Here is a 17785-nt window from a genome sequence, read left to right as displayed (position 1 = left end):
CGGCCGGCTTTCTGCCGACGCATTGCCGTCCATCCTCTTCCCGCCGGCCAGTCCGGATCCGCCCTGAAAACAGACATGTCAGAGAAATCAGCTTCGCATTTGATGCTCGACGACGCGATCGTGGCCTACTACGACGAGCTCTGCACGATGACGCGGCGGCGCGGCCACGCGCCGGCAACGGCAAACGACGTCGTTCACGAACTCTATGTGCGACTGGTGGATCGTCGCACGTCGCTTGAGGGAAAATCGTCTTTGCGCGCGTTTCTGCGCCGCGCCTGCGCCAATCTCGGCATCGACCGGCTGCGCCGCGATCGTTTCGAACTGAAGCTTTTCTCCGGCAGCGAAGAAGAAGCGCTTGCCGTTGCCAGCGATATCGCCGCCCCCGATGCCAACATCGACCTTCGCCGCAGGCTGCATATTCTGAAAACGGCGATCATGGAGATGTCGTTGCAAAGACGGCGCGTTTTTCTCGCAAATCGGATCGGCAATCTGAGCTCCGACGAAATTGCGATGCGCACGGGCATCAACCGCAACATGGTGGACCGACATCTGCGCAAGGCCTACCTGCATTGCCTGGATCGTCTGGAGGACACGGTATGACCACCGTTGGCGACCACCATCTCCCGAGCGACGCCGTCAATCGCAACCGCAAGGCATTCGAAAAACGGGTGCGAGAGCAGGCGGTGGACTGGCTTGTGCGTCTGACAGGCGACCCTTTCAATGAAGAGCTGCAGCTGGCGTTTGAACGATGGAGCGCCGAAGACCCTCGCCATGCCGAGATCTTTGCCCGGGCGCAAAGGGCGGTCGGTGACGCCACTCTACTGATCAGGCGTGAGCCGGAGTTTGCTCAAAGAGCAGTAGCGGCATCCGAAAACCGTCGAAAAACCCCTGCATCGCTTGCGATCATTCTCGCTGCCAGCGCCGGCGCCTTTCTCGCGCTCGACGGGGCAATGTGGATGCGCGCCGACGTCATCGCCGACAAGGGCGAGAGACCGATCCTGAGACTTGACGATGGCTCGACGCTGCAGCTCAACGCTCAATCGGCTGTCGCCTACCACTTCACCCCAGGCGAACGCCGGATCGTTCTGTTGCGTGGCGAGGCATTCGTTCAGGTCGCGGCCGACAAGGACAGGCCATTCGTCGTCGAGGCTGGCGCAGGAACGACGACGGCGCTCGGAACGGCCTTCGACGTCAACCTGACCGACGACGGGGCCAGCGTCACGGTGCTTGAGCACGCCGTGTCGGTCGCGACAGATGCGGCGACACCGCCGCGCCGCGTCGAGATCAACCAGCAGGTGAGCTACAACCACGAGGGAAGGCTCGGTGACATCAAACCGGTCGACCCGCTGTTGGCGACCGCATGGCGCGACGGGCGTCTCGTCTTTGACGGGCGCACCATCTCTTCGGTCGTCGGGGAAATCGGTCGTTACATCCCGGGCAAGGTCCTGATCGCCGACGCTGCCGTCGGCTCTCGACGGGTGTCCGGCAGCTTCGATCTCTCCGATCCGGTCATTGCGTTGGAGGGTCTTGCCGACGCCTTCAACATCAAGGTCAACCGGATTGGACCCTACATCACGATCCTGCGCTAAAAATCGCGACGAGGTGTCCCTGTATGGGGACCTCATTCGTCCAGAAACCAGACCCGGCCCTTTCGCGGTCATCTTCAATTGTCTGGAATCATCATGCCATATTCGAATGCGACCGGCGGACGCCGCCACTCCGGAATTTTCAAGCTGCTGATGGCAGGCACTGTGGTTGCCTTTGCGGCCACAGGTGCGGTTGCCCAGGACGCGTCGGTGCACCATGTCGACGTGCCCGCCGGCAAGCTGACCGCCGCCGTCAACCGCCTGGCCACACAGCTCAAGCTGCAGGTCGTGTTCGACAGCTCGGTTGCGTCAGGCGTGAGAACATCGGGCCTTTCCGGGGAGATGACGGCGGATGAGGCGCTCTCGCGTCTTTTGAGCGGAACCGGCGTCCGATACCGGTTCCTCGGCGGGTCGACGGTGAAGCTCATGGGTGCCACCGAAGCCTCGGAGCCGGTTGACGTCGAGGGTACGAAACTGGCGCCGATCGTCGTGCGCGGCGATGCCAATCGCGGCGACCGGGCGCCGAATGTCGCCATTCTCGATGCCGAGGACATCGAGAAGGCGCAAGCTTCGAGCCTCCCGGAATTGCTGCAGAAAACCCCCGGTGTATCGATGGGCGGTGGCGTGCGCATCGAAGGACAGACACTCGCCATCCGCGGCTTCGCCCGACAGTCCGATGTCAGGATCATTCTCGACGGCGCACCGAAGAATTTCGAGAAATACGACCAGGGCACGGTCTTCATCGAGCCCGAACTGCTGAAGCGCGTCGAGATCGAAAAAGGCGCGACGTCGGTGCGTTACGGCAACGGCGGCTTCGGCGGCACCGTGCTGATGGAAACCACGGACGCGGCCGACATGCTGCGGCCGGGCGAAGAGTGGGGCGTCTGGGCCAAGTCCGGCTTCCAGAGCGCCAACAAGCAGTTTCTCGAAACCGGTGCGCTCTACGGCAAGTCGGATTTCGGCGGCCCGGTGACCTACGATGGACTTCTGGCGGCGACATGGCGCAAGAGCGACGACATGCGTGTCGGCGGCGGCGAAATCTACAACTATTCCAATTCGAAGCTCACGACGCTGCTTGCCAATATCGGTGCCGAGTACGACGGCCACGAGATCAGAGGCACGGTCGCCTACGGCCAGAACGACAACTGGGGGCCGGTGGCTGCCATTCGCGGCCAGTCGGCGCCATCGGATTTCAACATCACGCGCTACGGCTACAAGGAAGCAATGCGTCGCCTGCTCACCTGGCGCGAGATCGAGGATTTCACCTCGACGCTGAACTACAGCTATACCGGCGACAGCGACCTGGTGAACTACCGCATGATGGCGAGCTTCGCGCAGACCAGCCAGCACGCGACGCGCCCCGATATTCCTGGGCTCAACCCCAGCGCATCCGTCGGCGGCTATGAAAACGATGCCGCCTATACCGACATCAAGTTCGAGGCGGAAAACACCTCCAACGTCACGCTCGGCGGCCTGTCGCACAGCCTGAACTACGGCGTCCAGTACTTCGATCATGACCGCGACATCTGGATGTACGACATCGCCAACCGCACCCAGGCGCAATACAACTACGGCTATTATGCCCCCTGGTTCATGCCGGAAGGCACCCAGAAAACGTTCGCGGCCTTCGTCCGCGACAGGATCGAACTCACCGACACTTTGACCGTGACGCCGGGCCTGCGCTATGATCACATCCGTTCTAAAGGAGTGCCAAACGAAGCGCCGCGCTTCAACAATCCGCTGGCCGGACACGATTATTCTGCCGTCTCGCACCAGGGCGTGACGCCGGCGATCAGCCTCTCGTGGGAAGCAACGCCGTCGGTGCGGTTCTTTGCCGATTGGGCGTATGCGATGCGCGTGCCCAACATCGACGAGATCTACTCGACGCAGAGCGTGCAGACCAAGGCCTCTGGCACCAGCCGCGATCTCGACGTCGAGCGCAACAGCACCTTCAACATCGGCGTCGACATGAGCTTCAACGACGTGCTGATGACCGACGACATGCTGTCGACCCGCATTTCGCTCTACAACAACCACGTTTCCAATCCGGTCACACGCCGGTTTGGTAGCGTCAATCTCACCGGTGTCTCGGGCAACGTGCCGTTCTACTGGAACACGCCGTCCTATAATATCCGCGGCATCGAGCTGCAATCGCACTACGAGACCGAGCGCATGTTCGCCGATCTCGGCGTCTCCTGGATGACGGGCGAGCGCACCGGTGCTGTCAACAATGTCTGGGGTCCCGACACCTACATCAATGATCTGGCACCCCTGACCGCGATTGCTACCGCCGGGATCAAGGTCCCTGATCGGGACCTTGCCTTCGGCTGGACCGGCACCTTCGTCGGCGACCAGAACCGCACGCCCTACAATCAGGGCGGCCAGACCTATGCCCGCCCGCCGAGCGCCGGCTATGCGGTGCACGGCCTGTTCCTCGACTGGACGCCGACATCGGGCCTCATGGAGGGCGGCGAGGTGCATCTTGCCGTCGACAACATCTTCGACAAGTACTACGAGCCCTATCTCAGCGACGGGATCTCGGCGATGCCCGGCCGGAATTTCAAGATCGCCATCAGCCGGAAGTTCTGATCCTCCGACTGCATTCGACTGGTCCGCGGTAGCGGACTGGTTGCGCTTCACGACATTGCACATCCTCAGGACGTTGGGCGAAGCGCTTTGCTGTCGGGTTCCGTCCGCCCCGGTGCGTAAAGTTGCGCACGGAGCGTCGCATCCTTGTCAATCCTTGCTTGACAGAGGTCCGTTGCCCGTATCTTAATCTTGTCTACGGATTGAGCAGTTCAATCCATTTCACATGACCCCTATGGTCGACGGGCAGTTTCGCCCCATGATGCCCCATCTCCGATGGGAAACGCGTCATGGGGTTTTTGGTTTTTGGCAGGTCCATGCGTGACGCGGTGAAGATCGGTATCCTCTACTCGACAACCGGCCCCTACGGGACGATGGGCCGCGACTGCCGCGATGGCGCCGAGCTGGCGATCGATGAGATCACGGCGCGTTATCCCGGCCGCATCGAGCCTGTATTCATCGACCCGCATGCCAATATCGATCAGTACCTCGAAGGCGCGCGCACGCTGCTGCGCGATCAGGGCTGCCGGCATATCGTCGGCACGATCACGTCGCTGGCGCGCAAGGAGGTCATCCCGCTCGTCGAAAAGCATGACGGGTTGCTCTGGTACATGTGCCCTTACGAGGGCTTCGAGGCCAACGACAACGTCATCTATACCGGCGGCTGTCCGAACCAGCATCTGCTGCCGCTGCTCGACTATCTCCTGCCGCGCTTTGGTCGTCGCCCCTATCTCGTTGGTGCCAACTATGTTTGGGGCTGGGAAATGAACCGGCTCGCCCGCGAACTGATCGAGGAGGCGGGCGGATCGGTGCTCGGCGAACGCTACCTGCCGCTTGAGGAAACGGCAGTCGAGCGCATCGTCGCCGAGATCGAACAGCGGCGGCCGAGCTTCATCCTCAACAATCTCGTCGGCCCGTCGAGCTATGCCTTTCATGCCGCGATCCGGGCACTTGGCGAGCGCGATCCCGCCTTCCGCCCGGAAAATTGCCCTGTCGTCAGCTGTGATCTGCAGGAATGCGAGCTGACCGATATCGGTCTTGGCGTGGCGACCGGCCAGCTCTGTGCCGCCGCCTATTTCGACACCGTGGCCTCCGCTGAAAACGCGGCATTCAAGGCCGAGGTGAGCGCGCGTTTCGGCGCGTCGCGCCGGATTTCCAGCGTCTTTGCCAGCGCTTATGCCGCCGTCAAGCTCTGTGCCGAGGCGATCATCGATGCCGGCACCGACGATCCGGCGACCGTGTCCAGCCTGCTTTGCACAGCACCGCGCTCGACCGTTCTCGGTCCGCTCCGGATCGATGCCGAAACCCGCCACGCGGCACTTCCTTTTCACCTCGGTCGCATTAACGACGAGGGTGGCTTCGACATTATCGCTTCCGAGCCCGCCATCGTTGCCGACCCGTATCTGACAGGCCGGCGCACGCGCAAGCCACCCCAGCTCCGGATCGTCTCATGAGGGAAACACCGAATTTCGCCGGCTGGCGCGCCACGATCCTCCATCGTGAGGATGCAACGACGGAACGCCTCACCCGCCAGTTGAAACTTTTCGGCTTTCACGTTCATGTTCAATGGACGCCGCTTGCCGCCGATAATCTGCCCGATCTCATTCTGGTCGATGCCGATCAGGGCTGGACCGGGTTGTTGCCCTGGACCGACGCGCGCGCGCCGCGCCCGCTCGTGGCCCTGCTCGGGTCCGAAGCACCCGGCCGTGTCGCCTGGGCGATGGATCAGGGTGCCTCCGCCATCATCGCCAAACCGCTGGCGTCATCGGCCGTCTATCCCGCGCTGGTCATGGCGCTTGCCATCCATCGCGAGCGCCAGAGCGTCATCGACAAGATCGCCCATTTGGAAGAACGGGTGCGCATGCGTCCGCTGGTCCATGCCGCCGTTCAAAAGATCAGCAGTGTCCGCAGGCTCGATGAAGAAGAGGCCTATCGCATCCTGCGCAACTGCGCCATGCAGCGGCGGCTGTCGATGGAGCAGGTCGCAGCCTCGATTGTGGGTGGCGCCGAGCCGCTACCGGAGGCAGGCTGATGGAAGCATTGAAAGCCATGGTCCGCCAGCCGGCAGCCCTGTTCGGCCTGATCGTCGTTGCCCTTGTGGTGTTCCTCGCAGTTGCCGCCCCCTTGATTGCGCCCTACAGCCCGGATGAGCAGATGTTCGACGGGTTGACGCTGGAGGGCGCGCCGCTGCCGCCGAGCGCGCAGTTCCTGCTCGGCACCGACACGCTCGGGCGCGATCTGTTCTCGCGGCTTCTCTACGGCGCCCGCACCTCGCTCGTCATCGGCCTCGTTGCCAACGGTATCGCGGTGACGATCGGGCTACTGATCGGCATTCTCTCCGGCTATATGCGCGGCATCGTCGGCGGCGCGCTGATGCGCTTCACCGATCTGATGATGGCCTTTCCGGCGTTGCTCTTGGCCATCGTTCTCGCAGCATTGTTGCGCCCCAGTCTCTGGATCGTCGCCATGGTGATCGCGCTCGTCAACTGGGTGCAGGTGGCGCGCATCGTCTACACCGAAACACGCGGGCTGGTGGAGCGCGACTTCATCCTGGCCGAGCGCTCGCTTGGCGCCGGGCATGGCCGCATCCTCTTTCATCACATCCTGCCGCATCTGATCCCGACGGCGATCGTCTGGGGAACGCTCGGCATCGCCACAACAGTGCTGCTCGAAGCGACGCTCTCCTTTCTCGGCATCGGCGTGCAGCCGCCGACACCGTCCTGGGGCAATATCATCTTCGAAAGCCAGAGCTATTTTCAGGCCGCTCCCTGGCTGGTCTTCATCCCCGGTGCCGTCATCCTCTTGACCGCTCTCTCCTTCAATCTGGTCGGCGATGCGCTTCGCGACATACTCGACCCGACGCAGCGGGGGAGGGGCTGAGATGGTTTTCCTGCTGCTTCGCCGTCTGGTGCAGACCGCGCTCATTCTCTTAGGCGTTGCCGCCATCACCTTCCTGCTGCTCTATGCGCTTCCCGCGGATCCCGCCCGCATGATCGCCGGCCGCAGTGCCACGGCGCAGACGGTCGCCAACATCCGGCGAGAACTCGGCCTCGACCAGCCCTTGCTCGTGCAGTTCTGGAGCTATCTGCAGGGCCTGTTTCAGGGCGACCTCGGCCGGTCCTACGCGCAGAAGACCGATGTCGGCGCGCTGATCGCCGCCCGGCTGCCGGCGACGCTGATCCTGATGGCGGCGGGTATCGCCGTAGAGGTGGTGCTCGGCGTGTTCCTCGGTGTGCTCGCGGCCGTCCGTCGTGGCGGTTTCGTCGATCGCTTCGTCATGATGGCGTCGTTCGTCGGCGTCTCGGCGCCGCAGTTCGTTGCGGCACTGCTGCTGCTCTACGTCTTCGCCGTCACGCTCGCCTGGTTCCCGATGAGCGGCTTTGGCACGCCGGCCCATGTGGTGCTGCCGGCGCTGACGCTCGGTGTTCTCGGTGCCGGCTGGTATGCGCGCATGGTGCGCTCGGCGATGATCGACGTACTCAACCAGGATTATGTCCGCACCGCCCGGGCAAAAGGCCTGTCGTCGGCCCGCATCATCTTTCGCCACGCATTGCCCAACGCGCTGTTGCCGATCATCGCCATGATCGGCATCGATATCGGCCAGTTCATGAGCGGCGTCGTCGTGGTCGAGGCCGTCTATGGCTGGCCCGGCATCGGCCAGCTCGCCTGGCAGGCGATCCAGCAGGTCGACATTCCAATCATCATGGGGGTGACGCTCGTTTCGGCGCTCGCGATCGTGCTCGGCAATCTGCTTGCCGACATTCTCGCGCCGCTCGTCGATCCACGCATTCGCGCCCGTTAAATCATGCAGCAACCAACAAGGGGAACAACAATGTTCAAACGCTGGCTTCGAAATTCAACCGTCGCGACGGCGCTGGTGCTCGCGCCACTGCCTGCCTTTGCGCAGGACGCGCCAAAGCAGGGCGGCGACATCGTCATCACCTACAAGGACGACATCGCCACGCTCGATCCGGCCATCGGCTACGATTGGGTCAACTGGTCGATGATCAAGAGCCTGTTTTCGCGGCTGATGGACTATACGCCGGGCACCACCGAGCTTGTGCCGTCGCTTGCCGAGAGCTTCGAGGTCGCGCCCGACGGCCTGACCTACACGTTCAAGCTTCGCAAGGGCGCCAAGTTTACCAACGGTCGTGAGATCGTCGCCTCCGACGTGAAATACTCGATCGAGCGCGCGGTCGATCCGAAGACGCAAGGGCCGGGCGCCGGCTTCTTCGGCGCCATCAAGGGCTTCGATGATGTCACCGGCGGCAAGACGACGACGCTCGAAGGCATCGAGGCACCGGATGCCGCAACCGTGGTCTTCCACCTGTCGCGCCCCGATGCCACCTTCCTGCATGTTCTCGCCGTCAACTTCGCCTCCGTCGTGCCGAAGGAAGCGGTCGAGGCTGCCGCGGGCGATTTCGGCAAGAAGCCGGTCGGCTCCGGCACCTTCATCCTGAAAGATTGGACCGTCGGCCAGAGCCTGACCTTCGAGCGCAATCCGGATTATTTCATCAAGGACATGCCGCGCATCGACAAGTTCACCGTCGAGGTTGGCCAGGAGCCGCTGGTCGCGCTTCTGCGCCTGCAGAAGGGTGAGGTCGACATCGCCGGCGACGGCATTCCGCCGGCAAAGTTCCTCGAGATCAAGAACTCGCCCGAGGGCGCCGAGATCATCGTCGACGGTCAGCAACTGCATACCGGCTACGTGACGCTCAACACCAAGGTCAAACCCTTCGACGACGTCAAGGTGCGCCAGGCCGTCAACATGGCGATCAACAAGGAACGCATCACCCGCATCCTCAACGGTCGCGCCACGCCCGCCAACCAGCCGCTGCCGCCGCTGATGCCGGGCTACGACAAGGGCTTCACCGGTTACGCCTTCGACGTCGAAAAGGCGAAGGCCTTGCTCGCCGAAGCCGGTCACCCCGATGGTTTCGAAACGATCCTCTATTCCACCAACACCGATCCGCAGCCGCGCATCGCCCAGGCGATTCAGCAGGATCTGGCAGCCGTCGGCATCAAGGCCGAGGTCCGGGCACTCGCCCAGGCCAACGTGATTGCTGCCGGCGGCACCGAAGGCGAAGCACCGATGATCTGGTCGGGCGGCATGGCCTGGATCGCCGACTTCCCGGATCCGTCCAATTTCTACGGGCCGATCCTCGGTTGCTCCGGCGCGGTTCAGGGTGGCTGGAACTGGTCGTGGTACTGCAACGAGGCGCTCGACAAGCGTGCGGTTGAAGCCGACTCCATGTCCGATCCGGCCAAGGCCGGCGAGCGCCAGGCGGCCTGGGGCAAGATCTTCACCGACATCATGGCGGACGCGCCCTGGGTGCCGGTGACCAACGAACGCCGCGTCGTTGCCAAGTCGCCACGCATGGGCGGCGCCGGCGAGATCTACGTCGATCCGACCCGCGTCATCAACTACGACGCGATCTACGTGAAGCAATAAGCCCTCGGGCTCTCCGGGCCTCGATGTCCGGGGAGCCCCTTATCATCTGGGGAGAGAAAAATGTGCGTTGCCTGCACCCATACCATTCACCGCGCCAAGCATCATTTCGGCTGGAACCGCGATTTTGAACCGACATTGATCGCCAAGCCGGGCGAAACCATTCATTTCGAGTGCCTGGATTCGTCGGGCGGACAGTTGCGTGCGGGCTCGACGCTCGAGACGCTGGCAAAGCTCGATTTCAACCGGATCAACCCGGTCACCGGCCCGGTCTATGTCGAGGGTGCGGCACCCGGCGACGCGCTGAAGGTTACGATCCGCCGCTTCGTACCCTCGGGCGTCGGCTGGACCGCCAATATTCCGGGCTTCGGTCTGCTTGCCGACCAGTTCAGCGAGCCGGCGCTGCATATGTGGTCCTATGAGGCCAGCACCATGGCGCCGGCGCTTTATGGCCCCGGCGGGCGCGTTCCGTTGAAGCCGTTTGCCGGTACGATCGGTGTGGCGCCGGCCGAACCGGGACTGCATTCCGTCGTGCCGCCGCGCCGGGTCGGCGGCAATCTCGACATTCGCGACCTGACGTCAGGCGTCACGCTCTATCTGCCCGTCGAGGTCGAGGGCGCGCTGTTTTCGATCGGCGACACGCACGCAGCCCAGGGCGACGGCGAAGTCTGCGGCACCGCCATCGAGAGCCAGATGGAGGTCGAGGCCACTATCGAGCTGGTGAAGGATGCGCGTCTCGCGAGCCCGCGCTTCACAACGCCGGGGCCAGTGACCCGCCATCTTGATGCTGCCGGCTACGAAGTGACGACCGGCATCGGCCCCGATCTGATGACGGGCGCCCGAGAAAGCCTGATGCGCATGATCGACCTGCTCGGTGCCGAGCATGGATTGAGCCCGGTCGATGCCTATCTGCTCTGCTCGGTCTGCGGCGATCTCCGGATCAGCGAGATCGTTGACGCCCCGAACTGGGTCGTGTCCTTCTATTTCCCAAGGATCGTCTTTTCGTGACAGCATCCCCATCCGCATCCCCGCCGGTTCTCAGTGTCGACAGGTTGTGCGTCGACGCACGAACGCCCGAAGGCGCCAGGCGCGTGCTCGACGAGGTCAGCTTCGACCTGAAGCTCGGCGAAACGCTGTGCATTGCCGGCGAAAGCGGATCGGGAAAGTCGGTCACGTCGCTGGCCATCATGGGGTTGTTGCCGAAGGCTTCTCTGCGAATTGCCTCCGGCAGCATCGAACTCGAGGGCCGTGAGCTTTCGCGCCTTTCGAACTCCGCGATGCGTAGCGTGCGCGGCGGCGATGTCGCCATGGTGTTTCAGGAGCCGATGACCTCGCTCAACCCTGTCATGTCGATCGGCGCGCAGCTGACCGAGGCGATCCGCGAGCACCAGGGCTCGGAAGGGATTTCGGCCGAGGCGGTGGCGCTGCGGATGCTCGATGCCGTGCACATCACCGAGCCGGCGCGGCGGTTGACGCAATACCCGCACGAACTCTCCGGCGGCATGCGCCAGCGCGTGATGATCGCCATGGCGCTCTCCTGCCGGCCGAAGGTGCTGATCGCCGACGAGCCGACGACGGCGCTCGACGTGACGGTGCAGGCGCAGATCCTGAAGCTGATGAAGGAACTGAAGCAGGAGTTCGGCGCCTCGATCATCCTGATCACCCATGACATGGGCGTGGTCGCGCAGATGGCCGACCGGGTCGTCATCATGCAGCATGGCAGGGTCGTGGAGCAGGGCGGGGTGCTGCCGATCTTCGAAACGCCAAAGGCACCCTATACGCGTGAGCTTCTGGCGGCGGTGCCGAGATTGGGCGCCTATGCCGGCACCGACGGCCCACCGCGGGTGGGCTCCGAGCCCCTGGCCGGGAACCCGGAGACGGCAAGCCCCGTGCTCTCGGTGCGCGGCCTTGAGGTTTACTACGGCAAGAAAGCCGGTTGGTTCTCGAAGGTCAAGGAGAGCCGGCCGGCGGTCAGCGACGTGTCCTTCGAGATCCTGCCAGGCCAGACCCTAGGGCTCGTCGGCGAAAGCGGGTCGGGCAAGTCGACCACCGGCAAGGCGGTACTTGGGCTGGTCCCGTTCAGCGGCGAGGTTCTCGTCGACGGGCGCGACATCGGTCCGCTCAGCCAGCGCCAGATGCGGCCGGTGCGGCGCTCGGCGCAGATGATCTTCCAGGACCCCTATGCCTCGCTCGATCCGCGCATGGCGGTGGGTGCTGCGATCGCCGAGCCGATGATCATCCACGGTATCGGCAACAGAAGCGAGCAGGACGATCGGGTTGCCGACCTTCTTCGGCGCGTCGGGCTCGGACCGGATGCGGCCAGCCGCTACCCGCACGAGTTTTCCGGTGGCCAGCGCCAGCGCATCTGCATCGCCCGGGCGCTTGCCGTCAATCCGAAGCTGATCGTTGCCGACGAAAGCGTTGCTGCGCTCGACGTCTCGGTGCGCGCCCGCGTGCTGGACCTGATGCTGGAACTGCAGGAGACGATGGGCCTCGCCTATCTCTTCGTCTCTCACGATATGGCTGTGATCGAGCGCATGTCGCACCACGTTGCAGTGATGCGTGGCGGCCGGATCGTCGAGATGGGCACGCGCCGCGCCGTGTTCGAAGACCCCAAGGAGCCCTATACACGAGCACTCATGGCGGCGGTCCCTATTCCCGATCCGGCGTTGCGGGCGGTTGCGTAGCCGGACACGTCGGGCGGTTCTTCGGCAGCGATTGCCGCTTCGGCGCGCGAACACCTGCCCACCGTAGAGTTCGGCGCCCCATGCCTGGTTGCTCCAGCCGTGATCGACAACGCCCTGAATGCGTCCAGCTAGGATTGCTGAACGCAGAAGATTCCGAAGTTGAGAGCAAGCAGCCCGAGAAGCGTAGCCAGGAAACTTCCCAGGGCGGCGAGGGTCCTCTCGCCGATGGGCTTTCCACGATGCTTGCGAGAGAAGATGCTGGCGATCGCAACGCCCAGGGATATGCCGGCAACAGCCGGCATGGACATCAGTTGCATCGTGGATCCTGTTTGACGGTGCGAAAGTTATGGAACCTGCGCGGTGATCTCGATCGGAGCGGCGGCCGTTAGCCTGCTGGCTTCAATTGTTCACCGGCCGACGCCGCGGCCGCGAAGCCGCAGCGCGCCTTCGAGTGCATCTTTCACCTGCTGCGCGCGGCGCAGTCCCGGGGATTGGGTTTCACCCGCGGCCTCGATGGCGTTTTGCGCATGGGAGATGGCGATGTTGATTTCGGCATCGCTGACCGATCGATCGAGCGCCAGCGCTTGCGCGGCGGCCTCATTTTCCATTGACATCATGTCACTCCATCAAATCACCCGGCATCGGGCAAATCACCCAGCATCGGGTGAGGAGCGTGTACTTAGGTGAAGCCCCGCGCGTTCCCAAGCCTGTCGGACGGCTGCATTCTCGCTATGCTTAATGGCGCGTTAACGCTGCCGGGCTTTGCCTGAGCATGCAGGCGCGCGCGGCGGCATTGGCACACGACCGGCGCTCCCGTGCATCCGCGTCCGGTTGCGCCGCCGGCCGATTGTCACATGCGCTCGCCGGACAATTGGCTGGCTTGCCCTACCCAGTCGGCGAATTGTTCTTCATCGAGGTCGTCGTTCTCGCGAATGTCGAGATAGCGCACGTCCTTCTGCTTCGACTGGCCGGGCGGGACCGGATCGAGTGACGCGCCGCGGAAGAACGCCACCTTGATGTACTTGGTGAAGACATGGATGCCGAGGAAAAAGCCCTCGCCCTCAAGACCATAGAGGGGAGAGTTCCATTTCACAGCCTTGCAGACGTCGGGAACGGCGCGTTCGATCAGCGTGTCGAGGCGCCGTCCGACATCGCTCTTCCAGCCCGGCATCGCTGCGATGTAAGCCTGGACAAGGGCGTCGCCATAGCCCTTGGCGATCTGCGGATTGCCGCCGGACAGCAGTGGGACTTCGCCGGACGCGACCGGAGCCGCACTGTCCGTTTTGGCTTTCCTGACGGTCGGCTTCTCCGATGGCGTTGTGGGCTTTATGGTTGTCTTACCGGCCATGCCGCGCGCTCCTATCAGACCGTGCGCCGTCCGCCGAGATAGGGCAGCACGAACATGTAGAGGCCGGTGGCCAGCAGGACCGCAAGCGGAAACAGCGGCAGGAAATAGACCCACTCGGCCGGTTGCTTCCCCATTCCCAGGGTGGCGAAGATGGCGCAGACCACCACCGCAAACACAAAAGACGTCCAGCGGTGGACCTGTCGAATGCAATTGTTCCAGTTCATTGCCATGTCCTTCAATTACCTGCCGGAACGGATCGGATGATCCGCACGGCACGAACCCGCCGTGCGGGACAGATCATCAGTCCAACCGCTCCAAGACTTGCTCGAGGGCGGAAAGGTACCTTGGCCATCCAGCCTGCGCACCGTGATAGTAGGGCTGCTGGTCCGGCCGGAAGCCGGATTGCTCCATGCGCAGGTGGGTGCCGGCACCCGTCGGTGTCAGCGTCCAGGTGACGACGCTCTTCAGGTCCTTGGTGTCCCAGGTGTAGGACAGCGACTTGTTGGCTTCGACCGCCTGCACCTGGCAGTCGACCGAGCCCCAGTCGGCCGTGAGATTGAAACGGTGTCCCTGGTCTGGCCTGAAGTTGTTCTTCATCAGCCATTCCTCGATCAGGTGCGGCTGGGTCAGCGCGCGCCAGATCTTCTCCGCCGGATAGGGCACCTCCCGTTCGACGACGACGGTGAGCGTTTCGGTTGCAGTTTCGATCATTGATCCATCCTTTTGAGCAGGTCTTCAAGGTCGTCAAAACGGTTCTGCCAGAATCCGGTCATCTCTTTTGCCCAGCCGACGAGCGGGTCAAGCGCGCCGAGTTCAGCGCGGTAATGCGTCAGCCGGCCCTCGTGCCGATCCTTGACCAGGCCGGCACGCTTCAGGACGCCCAGATGTTTGGAAACGGCCGGCTGCGAAATCCCCGCATGCGCCGTCAGCGCCCCGACGGTCTGGTCGCCTTCGCGGCAGAGTCGTTCGAAAATGGCCCGCCGCGTTGGATCGGCAAGGGTCTTGAACAGGATTTCGTGCGGTAGCGGCATGGCAATTCAATAACTCGCTGGCTATGGGTTTAATCCATAACTGGCGAGCTATGATTAAGTCAATCCCCAATCATGGGAAAGCGGCGGTCTGAACTCGGACACTTCAACGTTCGCCACGATCGCGGGATCGACAGGCACGAACGTCACATCCTGTTGCGGCGTCTTGTCTTCGGCTGCCGCTCAGGCCCTGCCATCCGTAAACTGAACAAGATCCCAGAGATTGCCGTAGAGGTCCTTGAAGACCGCGACAGTCCCGTAAGGTGCTTCCTTGGGTTCCCTCACGAATTCGACGCCTCGCGCCGCCAAAGCCTTGTAGTCGCGCCAGAAGTCGTCGGTGCGCAGGAAGAGAAAGACCCGGCCTCCCGCCTGGTCGCCGACATAGTCCTGCTGATGGGCATTGGAAGCGCGCGCAAGAAGCAACGAGGTATTGCCGTCGCCTGCAGGCTTGACGACGACCCAGCGCTTGTCCTGCTCCGGCTGATAGCTATCCTCGACCAGTACGAAATTCAGCGTGTTCACATAGAAATTGATCGCTTCGTCGTAGTCACGGACGACAAGAGCGATGAGTGCGAGCGCCTGGTTCATTTCTGCCCCTTGTCCTGTGTTGGAGCCTTGCCGCGCCGCCGACATTCATCTGTCGAGCAGCGTCGGTCAGTCCATGGTTGCAATCTTTGCTGGCGGCGCCCAACTAACACAAGCCGTTTCAAGACAGTGGGAGCCGCCGCCGTGAGTTGGACACAGGAATTGCTCGGGCGTTTGCCCTTCGAATGGATGCCTGTCGTGGCCGGTGAGTCCGGAGATTTCGTCTACCGGCGCGGCGACGGCCGCGCCTATGCCAAGGTCGCAACGGCTGCTCGCTCCGAAGAGCTTTCCGGGGAACGCGACCGGCTCCTGTGGTTGCACGGCAACGGCATTCTGGTCCCCGAAGTGATCGATTGGCAAATAATGGAGGACGGTGCGTGCCTGATCATGTCGGCAATCGAAGGTGTTCCCGCGGTGGATCTTCCGGCTTCCGACCTGCTCCATGCCTGGCCGTCCATGGCGCAGCAGCTCGGTTTCCTCCATGCGCTGGATGCCGACCAATGCCCCTTTGACCGTGGCCTGGCGACGATGTTCGCGCGCGCGGCAGACGTGGTCGGGCGCAATGCCGTCAATCGTGATTTCCTTTCGGATGATGACCGGGAGACGCCCGCGATAGACTTGTTGGCACGGGTGGAGCGGGAACTTGCAGTTCGCCTCGAGCAGGAGGCAAGGGACCGCGTGGTCTGCCACGGCGACCCTTGCATGCCGAACTTCATGATCGACCCCCAAACCCTCCGCTGCACCGGCATGATCGATCTCGGGCGTCTGGGAACGGCGGACCGCTACTCAGACCTGGCGCTGATGACCGCCAACGCCCGCGAAATCTGGGCGGGGCCGGCTCAGGAGCAGCGGGCGCGCGCAATCCTCTTCGAGACGCTCGGCATTGCCGCACCCGATCGCGCGCGTCTGGATTTCTATCTGCGTCTCGATCCCCTGACATGGGGCTGATTTGGACCGCAGGTGCGAGCCCGCTGCGTGGTACCTGGTGCTCGGCACGCGGTTGCGGCCCTTTTAGCAAGGGCAGGTCACGGGCGACTGGGGTCGCGCCCGTGTTGCATGAGCGGCATCAACCGTCTCACCCTGACGGGTTTGACGGTTGATGCACCACGTCAGTTAATACGGACGGCCGGAGCCCACCGCGGCGATGCCCAGGCAGCGATCCAGGGGTCGTCGGGCGGTTCGTCGATTTCGGGAAGCCCGATATCGCGGCGCATCCGGTTGGAGAGGCCGGTCGCCTGGTTGACCAGCCGGTGATGCCGCCAGGCCGCCCGAACGAGGCCGGTCGCTGTTTTCCAGATGCCGAACGTACGGCACAGGTCGTCGAGGGCTGCCGGCAGAGTGCCGGCAACAGGCAAAGATGTCTCACGCATGTGTTTATCCCGACGCTGCGACGCGATCGGGTCCTCTAAAAGTTGATTTGGGCTTGGACGCGATTCGTCGCGTCATGGGCCGGTAACGTTAGGTCAGTTGGGAAATGCCGGGCCGTTGAAGGCCAGCGTTCAGGCGCTTTGTGAACCCGACGGGGCAAAGCAGGATGCACGGTGCATCCCGAGTACAGCAACGGCTCCACCAGAAGTGCGCATATTAAAGAGAGTATATGTCATCTCACGCCTCCTTCAGTGTGTGTTGCAGACAATGTAACGTCTCATGGGATTGCCGGAACGGCAAGGCGCAATTTCGAATTGCAATTATATCGTCAGGGATATGTTGCTCGTCGGCAACATGTTACTGTCCCGGTCTGTCGGCAAACCTGTGCGCACTCGGCGGCACCGTTCCGATCCAGAGCATCTTGGTTGTCGTAGGTCGCCTCAGCGCCATTGGTCGGTGCCGGGCCACCCGTCATAGCCGACACGCTTCCGCCCCAGGGCGGTGCAACCGTCCTGGGGGATCGCGACGATCTTGGCCGGGAGAGCCGGCCACCGGTGGTTCCAGATTACTTCAGCTGCCCGGCAGCTTTTTCGATGGCAGCGGCAGCGCAGGCCTCATCGAGATTGCCGCCGGGAGCGCCACCCACGCCGATCGCGCCGATGGTGACGTCGCCGGCCTTGATCGGGACGCCGCCCGCGAGCACCAGGAAGCCTTCGATGTTGACCAGCTCGGCGGCTGCCGGGTTCTTGGCGACGTTCTCGGCCATTTTCGAGGTCGGCGTCCGCGAAGATGCGGACGTGAACGCCTTGGCACGCGCCGCTTCAACCGTATGAGGGCCCGCATTGTCGGCGCGCACGAGCGCGCGCAGCACGCCGGCGCGATCGACCACCGCTGCCGTCACGTTGAACTTGTCGGCGGCGCAGGCCTGAACGGCATTCACGGCGATCTCGACGGCAAGGCTCGACGGGATGTTCTTTTCGGTGAGCAGCTCGGCCCTTGCGGTGCCGCCGACGACGACGAGTGCGCAAGCCGTTGCGAGAAGGGTCTTGATCATGGCGTGGTTCCTATCCTTGTTCCGGAGGAAGCGGTTCGCTTTTTCCGAAACCAGAACTACCCAATCGACGCCGCCAGCAGAATCCGCGGAGCCA

Annotated in this window: 19 protein-coding genes; 11 read left to right on the top strand and 8 right to left on the bottom strand. The window is 63.1% G+C overall.

All coding sequences use genetic code 11. The features are described from left to right. Positions 1-75 precede the first annotated feature (75 nt). From HT585_RS17175 to HT585_RS17130, 10 genes are all read left to right on the top strand, one after another. Entirely contained in the window at positions 76-600 is a 525-nt protein-coding gene (locus tag HT585_RS17175) for an RNA polymerase sigma factor (protein WP_176354052.1), read from the top strand. Then, on the top strand, positions 597-1589 hold the full coding sequence (locus HT585_RS17170) for a FecR family protein (protein WP_176354051.1): 993 nt from the start codon (positions 597-599) through the stop codon (positions 1587-1589). The genes HT585_RS17175 and HT585_RS17170 overlap by 4 nt, the downstream gene beginning before the upstream one ends. Before the next feature lie 93 nt (positions 1590-1682). Further along, a complete protein-coding gene (locus HT585_RS17165; RefSeq protein ID WP_246707715.1) occupies positions 1683-4175 on the top strand; it encodes a TonB-dependent receptor in 2493 nt (830 codons plus the stop codon). Positions 4176-4489: 314 nt separating this feature from the next. Continuing rightward, positions 4490-5626, top strand: coding sequence for a transporter substrate-binding protein (locus HT585_RS17160; protein WP_176354225.1), 1137 nt, complete (start codon positions 4490-4492; stop codon positions 5624-5626). Beyond that, on the top strand, positions 5623-6204 hold the full coding sequence (locus HT585_RS17155) for an ANTAR domain-containing response regulator (RefSeq protein WP_176354050.1): 582 nt from the start codon (positions 5623-5625) through the stop codon (positions 6202-6204). The genes HT585_RS17160 and HT585_RS17155 overlap by 4 nt, the downstream gene beginning before the upstream one ends. Next, positions 6204-7052 carry an ABC transporter permease gene (locus HT585_RS17150; protein WP_176354049.1) on the top strand — a complete coding sequence of 283 codons (849 nt, stop codon included), beginning with the start codon at positions 6204-6206 and terminating at the stop codon, positions 7050-7052. Before HT585_RS17155 ends, HT585_RS17150 begins: the two co-directional genes overlap by 1 nt. Position 7053: 1 nt before the next feature. After that, positions 7054-7974: an ABC transporter permease gene (locus HT585_RS17145; protein WP_176354048.1), complete on the top strand. Its 921-nt coding sequence runs from the start codon at positions 7054-7056 to the stop codon at positions 7972-7974. Positions 7975-8004: 30 nt separating this feature from the next. Next, on the top strand, positions 8005-9624 hold the full coding sequence (locus tag HT585_RS17140; RefSeq protein WP_176354047.1) for an ABC transporter substrate-binding protein: 1620 nt from the start codon (positions 8005-8007) through the stop codon (positions 9622-9624). Positions 9625-9684: 60 nt separating this feature from the next. Further along, a complete protein-coding gene (locus tag HT585_RS17135; protein ID WP_176354046.1) occupies positions 9685-10629 on the top strand; it encodes an acetamidase/formamidase family protein in 945 nt (314 codons plus the stop codon). Beyond that, on the top strand, positions 10626-12308 hold the full coding sequence (locus HT585_RS17130) for a dipeptide ABC transporter ATP-binding protein (RefSeq protein ID WP_176354045.1): 1683 nt from the start codon (positions 10626-10628) through the stop codon (positions 12306-12308). Before HT585_RS17135 ends, HT585_RS17130 begins: the two co-directional genes overlap by 4 nt. A gap of 407 nt (positions 12309-12715) precedes the next feature. Here the strand turns inward: HT585_RS17130 and HT585_RS17125 are convergent, their stop codons facing one another. From HT585_RS17125 to HT585_RS17100, 6 genes are all read right to left on the bottom strand, one after another. Then, entirely contained in the window at positions 12716-12922 is a 207-nt protein-coding gene (locus HT585_RS17125; RefSeq protein ID WP_176354044.1) for a hypothetical protein, read from the bottom strand. Between the two features lie 236 nt (positions 12923-13158). Further along, on the bottom strand, positions 13159-13656 hold the full coding sequence (locus HT585_RS17120; RefSeq protein ID WP_176354043.1) for a DUF1801 domain-containing protein: 498 nt from the start codon (positions 13654-13656) through the stop codon (positions 13159-13161). 14 nt (positions 13657-13670) lie between these two features. Beyond that, a complete protein-coding gene (locus HT585_RS17115; RefSeq protein WP_176354042.1) occupies positions 13671-13880 on the bottom strand; it encodes a hypothetical protein in 210 nt (69 codons plus the stop codon). Positions 13881-13956: 76 nt separating this feature from the next. Continuing rightward, entirely contained in the window at positions 13957-14367 is a 411-nt protein-coding gene (locus HT585_RS17110; RefSeq protein ID WP_176354041.1) for an SRPBCC family protein, read from the bottom strand. Then, entirely contained in the window at positions 14364-14687 is a 324-nt protein-coding gene (locus HT585_RS17105) for an ArsR/SmtB family transcription factor (protein ID WP_176354040.1), read from the bottom strand. The genes HT585_RS17110 and HT585_RS17105 overlap by 4 nt, the downstream gene beginning before the upstream one ends. A 180-nt stretch (positions 14688-14867) precedes the next feature. After that, complete coding sequence (locus HT585_RS17100; RefSeq protein ID WP_176354039.1) at positions 14868-15272, bottom strand: VOC family protein; 405 nt, start codon at positions 15270-15272, stop codon at positions 14868-14870. A 186-nt stretch (positions 15273-15458) separates the two neighbouring features. Here HT585_RS17100 and HT585_RS17095 point away from each other — a divergent pair, with 186 nt between their 5' ends. Next, positions 15459-16217, top strand: coding sequence for an APH(3'') family aminoglycoside O-phosphotransferase (locus HT585_RS17095; RefSeq protein WP_176354224.1), 759 nt, complete (start codon positions 15459-15461; stop codon positions 16215-16217). Positions 16218-16378: 161 nt separating this feature from the next. Here the strand turns inward: HT585_RS17095 and HT585_RS17090 are convergent, their stop codons facing one another. Beyond that, complete coding sequence (locus tag HT585_RS17090; protein ID WP_246707710.1) at positions 16379-16639, bottom strand: DUF1127 domain-containing protein; 261 nt, start codon at positions 16637-16639, stop codon at positions 16379-16381. Between the two features lie 563 nt (positions 16640-17202). Further along, complete coding sequence (locus HT585_RS17085; RefSeq protein WP_176354038.1) at positions 17203-17691, bottom strand: GlcG/HbpS family heme-binding protein; 489 nt, start codon at positions 17689-17691, stop codon at positions 17203-17205. Positions 17692-17785: the final 94 nt, after the last annotated feature.

It is taken from the genome of Ensifer oleiphilus (assembly GCF_013371465.1).
GTDB lineage: Bacteria > Pseudomonadota > Alphaproteobacteria > Rhizobiales > Rhizobiaceae > Ensifer > Ensifer oleiphilus.
Note: the sequence above shows the minus strand (reverse complement) of the source record. Positions and strands in the feature narration are given on the sequence as shown.

Bases quoted from the DNA above. Each gene is read 5' to 3' on its own strand.
- HT585_RS17175 (WP_176354052.1), top strand. From the start codon at position 76: ATGTCAGAGAAATCAGCTTCGCATTTGATGCTCGACGACGCGATCGTG.
- HT585_RS17105 (WP_176354040.1), bottom strand. From the start codon at position 14,687: ATGCCGCTACCGCACGAAATCCTGTTCAAGACCCTTGCCGATCCAACG.
- HT585_RS17135 (WP_176354046.1), top strand. From the start codon at position 9,685: ATGTGCGTTGCCTGCACCCATACCATTCACCGCGCCAAGCATCATTTC.
- HT585_RS17090 (WP_246707710.1), bottom strand. From the start codon at position 16,639: ATGCGTGAGACATCTTTGCCTGTTGCCGGCACTCTGCCGGCAGCCCTC.
- HT585_RS17110 (WP_176354041.1), bottom strand. From the start codon at position 14,367: ATGATCGAAACTGCAACCGAAACGCTCACCGTCGTCGTCGAACGGGAG.
- HT585_RS17095 (WP_176354224.1), top strand. From the start codon at position 15,459: ATGCCTGTCGTGGCCGGTGAGTCCGGAGATTTCGTCTACCGGCGCGGC.
- HT585_RS17085 (WP_176354038.1), bottom strand. From the start codon at position 17,691: ATGATCAAGACCCTTCTCGCAACGGCTTGCGCACTCGTCGTCGTCGGC.
- HT585_RS17170 (WP_176354051.1), top strand. From the start codon at position 597: ATGACCACCGTTGGCGACCACCATCTCCCGAGCGACGCCGTCAATCGC.
- HT585_RS17120 (WP_176354043.1), bottom strand. From the start codon at position 13,656: ATGGCCGGTAAGACAACCATAAAGCCCACAACGCCATCGGAGAAGCCG.
- HT585_RS17160 (WP_176354225.1), top strand. From the start codon at position 4,490: ATGCGTGACGCGGTGAAGATCGGTATCCTCTACTCGACAACCGGCCCC.
- HT585_RS17100 (WP_176354039.1), bottom strand. From the start codon at position 15,272: ATGAACCAGGCGCTCGCACTCATCGCTCTTGTCGTCCGTGACTACGAC.
- HT585_RS17140 (WP_176354047.1), top strand. From the start codon at position 8,005: ATGTTCAAACGCTGGCTTCGAAATTCAACCGTCGCGACGGCGCTGGTG.
- HT585_RS17145 (WP_176354048.1), top strand. From the start codon at position 7,054: ATGGTTTTCCTGCTGCTTCGCCGTCTGGTGCAGACCGCGCTCATTCTC.
- HT585_RS17155 (WP_176354050.1), top strand. From the start codon at position 5,623: ATGAGGGAAACACCGAATTTCGCCGGCTGGCGCGCCACGATCCTCCAT.
- HT585_RS17165 (WP_246707715.1), top strand. From the start codon at position 1,683: ATGCCATATTCGAATGCGACCGGCGGACGCCGCCACTCCGGAATTTTC.
- HT585_RS17150 (WP_176354049.1), top strand. From the start codon at position 6,204: ATGGAAGCATTGAAAGCCATGGTCCGCCAGCCGGCAGCCCTGTTCGGC.
- HT585_RS17125 (WP_176354044.1), bottom strand. From the start codon at position 12,922: ATGTCAATGGAAAATGAGGCCGCCGCGCAAGCGCTGGCGCTCGATCGA.
- HT585_RS17115 (WP_176354042.1), bottom strand. From the start codon at position 13,880: ATGAACTGGAACAATTGCATTCGACAGGTCCACCGCTGGACGTCTTTT.